Raw genomic sequence first — 5171 nt, 5'->3', positions numbered from 1 at the left:
CTTCACCGTCTTTCAGACATTCGCTATACCGTACTAGACCAGAATCCAGTCCATACTGTCAAGGCGTAAAGGGTCCAAACAGCAGTTATTGCAGCATTTTTTCGATGCGGCGATACGATATTCGGTATCTTTAAAATACCGGCCCTGCCTCTTTGTTGAAGCGGAAGACAAAAACCATGCCGGTGCGCCGCCGGCTTTCATCCGCAACCTGAGCATGCCCGCATCTGAAAATCCATCATTTCAGATAACCAAGCACCGACTCACCACCCCAGACTCTTTCACCGACTCGCACCTGGATATCGACATCCTCCGGAAAATAAAGATCGACGCGGGATCCGAACCGGATCAGTCCATACCGGGCACCCCGCTGCAGAATATCCCCCAGTACCGGATATGAGACAATGCGCCGCGCTATCAGCCCGGCTATCTGCACTACAAGCATTTTGCGTCCCGAAGAGTCTTCCAGCAGCATTCCGGACTGCTCATTGTTCAGACTGGCCTTGTCCAGGGAGGCATTGAGAAACTGCCCCTTGTTGTAAAACAGATCCACAACCTTGCCGGAAATCGGTACGCGATTCACATGGACATCAAAGACCGACATGAAGATGCTGATCTTGGTGACTTCAGCTTTGAAACAGCGCTCCTCCAGGGCAGGCCCGACATAAATCACCTTGCCGTCGGCCGGAGCCAGAATCGCCGACGCCTCGGCGTCACTGTAGCGCTCGGGATTGCGGAAAAAATAGGTTGCAAACAGGGTCAGGCCGAGAAACAGAATGGTACATAGCCCCCACCCCAGAAGCGCGAATACCAAGGTGATAAAAGCGAACAAGCCGATAAAGGGGTAGCCTTCGACAGCTACCGGTTGATTTTGGTTACGCATAAAGCGTTTCCTCTCTTGTCCCATAAAAAAAACGACGTGAACGGGCCGCTGGGCCCTACCATGTATCCCCAAGGCAAGCAACAGCAGTGTCGCTACTGGCAGAACTTCAGCCGTTCCACCCCTTGTGTCCGCGCCCCAGAACGATGGGTCCTGAGCGCACGATTTCCTGAATGCCAATGGGCTTGAGCAGATCGACAACCGCCTGAATCTTGCCTGGAGCACCGGTGATCTCGATGGTATAGGACCGCGCCGTTACATCAACGACACTCCCCCGGAAGATATCGACGATGCGCAGAACCTCGGCCCGCGTATCCTCGGTGGCCTGCACCTTGATCAGCGCCAGTTCACGCTCCACAAACTCACAGTCGGTAAAATCGATGACCTTGATGGTGTCGATGAGCTTGTTGAGCTGTTTGGTGATCTGTTCCAGGATGCGTTCATCGCCGCTGGTCACAATGGTCATGCGGGAGATGCTGGGATCCAGAGTCGGCGCGACCGACAAACTTTCAATATTGAACCCGCGGCCGGAGAAAAGCCCTGCAACACGGGTCAGGACCCCGAACTCGTTTTCCACAAGTACGGAAATCGTATGTTTTGCCTCTTGGCTTGCCATTACACCCACCTCCTAAGAAGCCAGAACCATTTCATCGATCGCAGCCCCTGCAGGTACCATGGGCATGACATTTTCTTCCCGGTCGACCTGGAATTCCATCAGAACCGGACCCGGTATTTCGAGAGCTTTTCGGATAACCCCTTCCACATCGGCAGGACGGGTGGCACGCAAACCTGTAGCACCGTAAGCCTCGGCCAGTTTTACGAAATCAATCGGCAGCTCCATCGGCGTCTGACTGTAGCGCCGATCAAAGAACAACTGCTGCCACTGTCGCACCATGCCAAGAAAATTATTGTTCAGAATCGCAATTTTCACGGGCAGTTTGTACTGCACAAGGGTCGCGAGTTCCTGGGAATTCATCTGGAAGGAACCGTCCCCGGAAATGTCAATGACCTGCCGGTCGGGACAAGCCACCTGGGCCCCAAGGGCAGCGGGAAGACCAAATCCCATGGTCCCCAATCCGCCGGAGGTTATAAAACTGCGTGGATGGCAGAAATTGAAAAACTGCGCGGTCCACATCTGATGTTGTCCTACCTCGGTGGCGATGACGGCATCCCTGGCCGTCAGTTCCCGGATCTTCTGGATGACAAACTGCGGTTTGATGACGGTATCGCTGGCCTTGTAAGTCATGGGGTACTGGGAACGCCAGGCATCGATCTGACTGCGCCAGGACGCGGTAAGCTCCGGAAAAGCCTGGACCTGTGCCGCATCGCTCCGGAGGCGGTCCATGATATTGGTGATCACGTCCCGCAGTTCCCCGACAATGGGCAGATCAACCCTGACATTCTTCTTGATGGAGGTGGGATCGATGTCGATATGAATGATTTTGGCTTTAGGCGCAAAAGCCGCGACTCTGCCGGTGACACGGTCGTCAAATCGCGCACCGATGGCAACCAGAAGGTCCGCATTGGTAACGGCCATATTGGCGTAATAGGTTCCATGCATGCCGAGCATGCCAAGAGCAAGAGGATGCCCCGTCGGGAAAGCGGCCATCCCCATCAGGGTTGTCACCACCGGTGCCTGGATGAGCTCGGCAAAGGACATCAGATCCTCGCCGGCATCGGAAGCCGTTGCACCGCCGCCGACAAAGAGCACCGGACGGCGGGACGCCAGGATCATTTTGGCGGCTTTCTCAACCTGCCGCACATTGCCGCTGTAAGTCGGCTTGTAGCCTCGCAGTTCAACGGTTTCGGGATAGGAAAAACGGGTCGATGCGATCTGCACGTCTTTAGGCAGATCGATCAGAACGGGGCCTGGACGACCGGTGCGGGCGATATAGAAAGCCTGTTTGATGATGCGTGCAAGGTCCTTGACATCCTTGACCAGATAATTGTGCTTGGTAATGGAGCGGGTCATGCCGACAATGTCCGCTTCCTGAAAAGCGTCGTTGCCGATCAGAGGCGTCGGCACCTGCCCGGTAATGACCACCATCGGAGTCGAATCCATGTAGGCGGTTGCGATACCGGTCACTGTGTTGGTCGCACCGGGACCGCTGGTGGCAATGGCCACGCCCACCTTGCCCGTCGCCCGGGCATAGCCGTCGGCAGCGTGTACAGCCGCCTGCTCATGTCGGGTAAGGATGTGCTTGATGGGGTAATCAAGCAATTCGTTGTAGATATTGATGACGGTACCGCCGGGATAACCGAACACCGTGTCCACACCCTCGAGCACCAGGCTTTCCAGAAGTATCTGAGAACCGGTTTTCTTCACGCCATGCCTCCTCGCAAGCCAGCATCATGTAAAACACCCGGACGGCGGCCTGGCTGCCGCCCGGGATCAATGGCCTTTGTCATCGCGCCTGACAGATGGCGCCGGTATTGGCCGACGTTACCACAGAGGCATAGCGGGACAACCAGCCTTTTTTGATCTTGGGCTCGGGAGCCTGCCAGCGTTGGCGACGCTCCTCCAGCACCTGCTCCGGCACCTTCAGCTCAAGGCGGCGGGTCGGGATGTCAAGCTCGATGACATCACCATCCTCGACAAGGGCAATGGTCCCCCCCACCGCGGCTTCCGGTGAAACGTGCCCGATGCACGGGCCACGGGTGCCGCCGGAAAAACGCCCATCGGTGATCAGCGCAACGCTGTCGCCGAGCCCGAGTCCCATGAGGGTTGCCGTAGGGGCAAGCATTTCGCGCATGCCGGGACCTCCTTTGGGACCCTCGTAACGGATCACGACCACGTCACCGGCTTTGACGACCCCATTCATGAGGGCCTGCATGGCATCTTCCTCTGAATTGAAGCAACGGGCCGTACCCTCGAATTTCATCATTTTTTCGGATACCCCCGACTGTTTGACGATCGCGCCGTCAGGGGCCAGATTACCTGACAGAACGGCGATCCCTCCCTCGGGGCGGATCGCATCGCTCATTGGATGAATGACTTCCTCGTCGACATCATAAACACTGTCGATGATCTGCTTCACGCTGATACCACCGAGAGTGGGGTTGTCAAGGATAAGGTCGCGCAGCTGGTAGAGCACACCCGGCACGCCACCGGCGGCATCGAGATCTTCCATGAAATATTTTCCCCCGGGATTCATGGATGCCAGTTGCGGCGTGTCACGGCCAAGTTTATCGAACATATCCAGAGGCAGATCGACTTCCGCCTCATGAGCAATAGCCAGCAGGTGCAGAACCGTGTTGCTCGATCCGCCAAGCGCCAGATCTACCCGAATGGCGTTTTCGAAAGCCTGCCGGGTAAGAATCTGTCGTGGAGTGATGCCTTCCCGGACCAGATCGACGATGCGCTCTCCCGAAGCAAAAGCAATATGCCGTTTGTGGGAAGAAACCGCTACCGTGGTACCGCATCCTACCAGGCTCATACCGAGAGTTTCGGTCAGAATCGCCATGGTATTGGCGGTAAACAGCCCCTGACAGGACCCGGCGCCGGGACATGCGCGGTTTTCGCACTGCTGCAGTTCATCGGCGCTGATTTCACCTTTTTTGAACCGGGCCATAGCCTCGAAGGTATCGGTAACAAACGAATAACGACGACCGCGACGTCCCGTCCCGGTCAGCATGGGCCCTGCCGTAACGACAATACAGGGGATGTCGAGCCGCGCCGCGGCCATCAGCATGCCGGGCGTAATCTTGTCGCAATTGGTGAGCAACACCAGACCATCGAGGCGGTGCGCTTCGGCAATCGATTCGACCATATCGGCAATCAGCTCACGGGTGGACAGGGAGTAGTGCATCCCCTTGTGACCCATGGCAATACCGTCACAGACACCAGGAATACCAAACAGAAAGGAATACCCGCCTCCGGTATGCACACCCTTTTCGATGAAGCGCTCAAGATCGCGCATTCCAATATGGCCGGGGATCAGGTCGGTAAAAGAGGTGGCGATCCCGATAAGGGGCTTGTCCAGCTCCTTGCGGGGAATGCCGGTGCCCATCAGCAGGGCGCGATGGGGGGCGCGTTCAAATCCTTGTGTGACGGCTTCGCTTCGTTTGCCTTTCATAAGTCGGATAGATTCCTTTCCTGAAGATCTGTTGTCTGCCCCGGTGACCTTTCCGGGTGCCTTGACCAGCAGCGTCACACATCCCGGATTTCATAAAATTGTCGACAGCGCAAAACTTTTTTTTGAAAATACCAAATAGCCGATGATGCAGAAAGGGTTCGGACGATGCGCCCAAACCCTTCCACCAAATCGCGACAATGGTTTTCTACCGCTTCCAA

At 56.2% G+C, this 5171-nt stretch carries 4 protein-coding genes; all 4 read right to left on the bottom strand.

The annotated features are described in order from the left end of the window. Window positions 1-235: 235 nt before the first annotated feature. Window positions 236-880: a phosphatidylserine decarboxylase family protein gene (locus AB7E65_RS11880; protein ID WP_320360524.1), complete on the bottom strand. Its 645-nt coding sequence runs from the start codon at window positions 878-880 to the stop codon at window positions 236-238. A 106-nt stretch (window positions 881-986) separates the two neighbouring features. Beyond that, entirely contained in the window at window positions 987-1493 is a 507-nt protein-coding gene (ilvN, locus tag AB7E65_RS11875) for an acetolactate synthase small subunit (protein WP_072287879.1), read from the bottom strand. 12 nt (window positions 1494-1505) lie between these two features. Continuing rightward, the gene (gene ilvB, locus AB7E65_RS11870) at window positions 1506-3203 is read right to left on the bottom strand and encodes a biosynthetic-type acetolactate synthase large subunit (RefSeq protein WP_428746005.1); all 1698 of its coding nucleotides are present in this window, start codon (window positions 3201-3203) and stop codon (window positions 1506-1508) included. 79 nt (window positions 3204-3282) lie between these two features. Then, the gene (gene ilvD / locus AB7E65_RS11865) at window positions 3283-4953 is read right to left on the bottom strand and encodes a dihydroxy-acid dehydratase (protein WP_072287881.1); all 1671 of its coding nucleotides are present in this window, start codon (window positions 4951-4953) and stop codon (window positions 3283-3285) included. Window positions 4954-5171: the final 218 nt, after the last annotated feature.

Origin of the sequence: Syntrophotalea sp. (assembly GCF_050253115.1) — a bacterium.
GTDB classification, from domain to species: Bacteria; Desulfobacterota; Desulfuromonadia; order Desulfuromonadales; family Syntrophotaleaceae; genus Syntrophotalea; species Syntrophotalea acetylenica.
Note: the sequence above shows the minus strand (reverse complement) of the source record. Positions and strands in the feature narration are given on the sequence as shown.

Excerpts from the sequence above, each read along its gene's own strand:
- AB7E65_RS11880 (WP_320360524.1), bottom strand. The coding sequence starts at position 880 with ATGCGTAACCAAAATCAACCGGTAGCTGTCGAAGGCTACCCCTTTATC.
- ilvN (WP_072287879.1), bottom strand. The coding sequence starts at position 1,493 with ATGGCAAGCCAAGAGGCAAAACATACGATTTCCGTACTTGTGGAAAAC.
- ilvD (WP_072287881.1), bottom strand. The coding sequence starts at position 4,953 with ATGAAAGGCAAACGAAGCGAAGCCGTCACACAAGGATTTGAACGCGCC.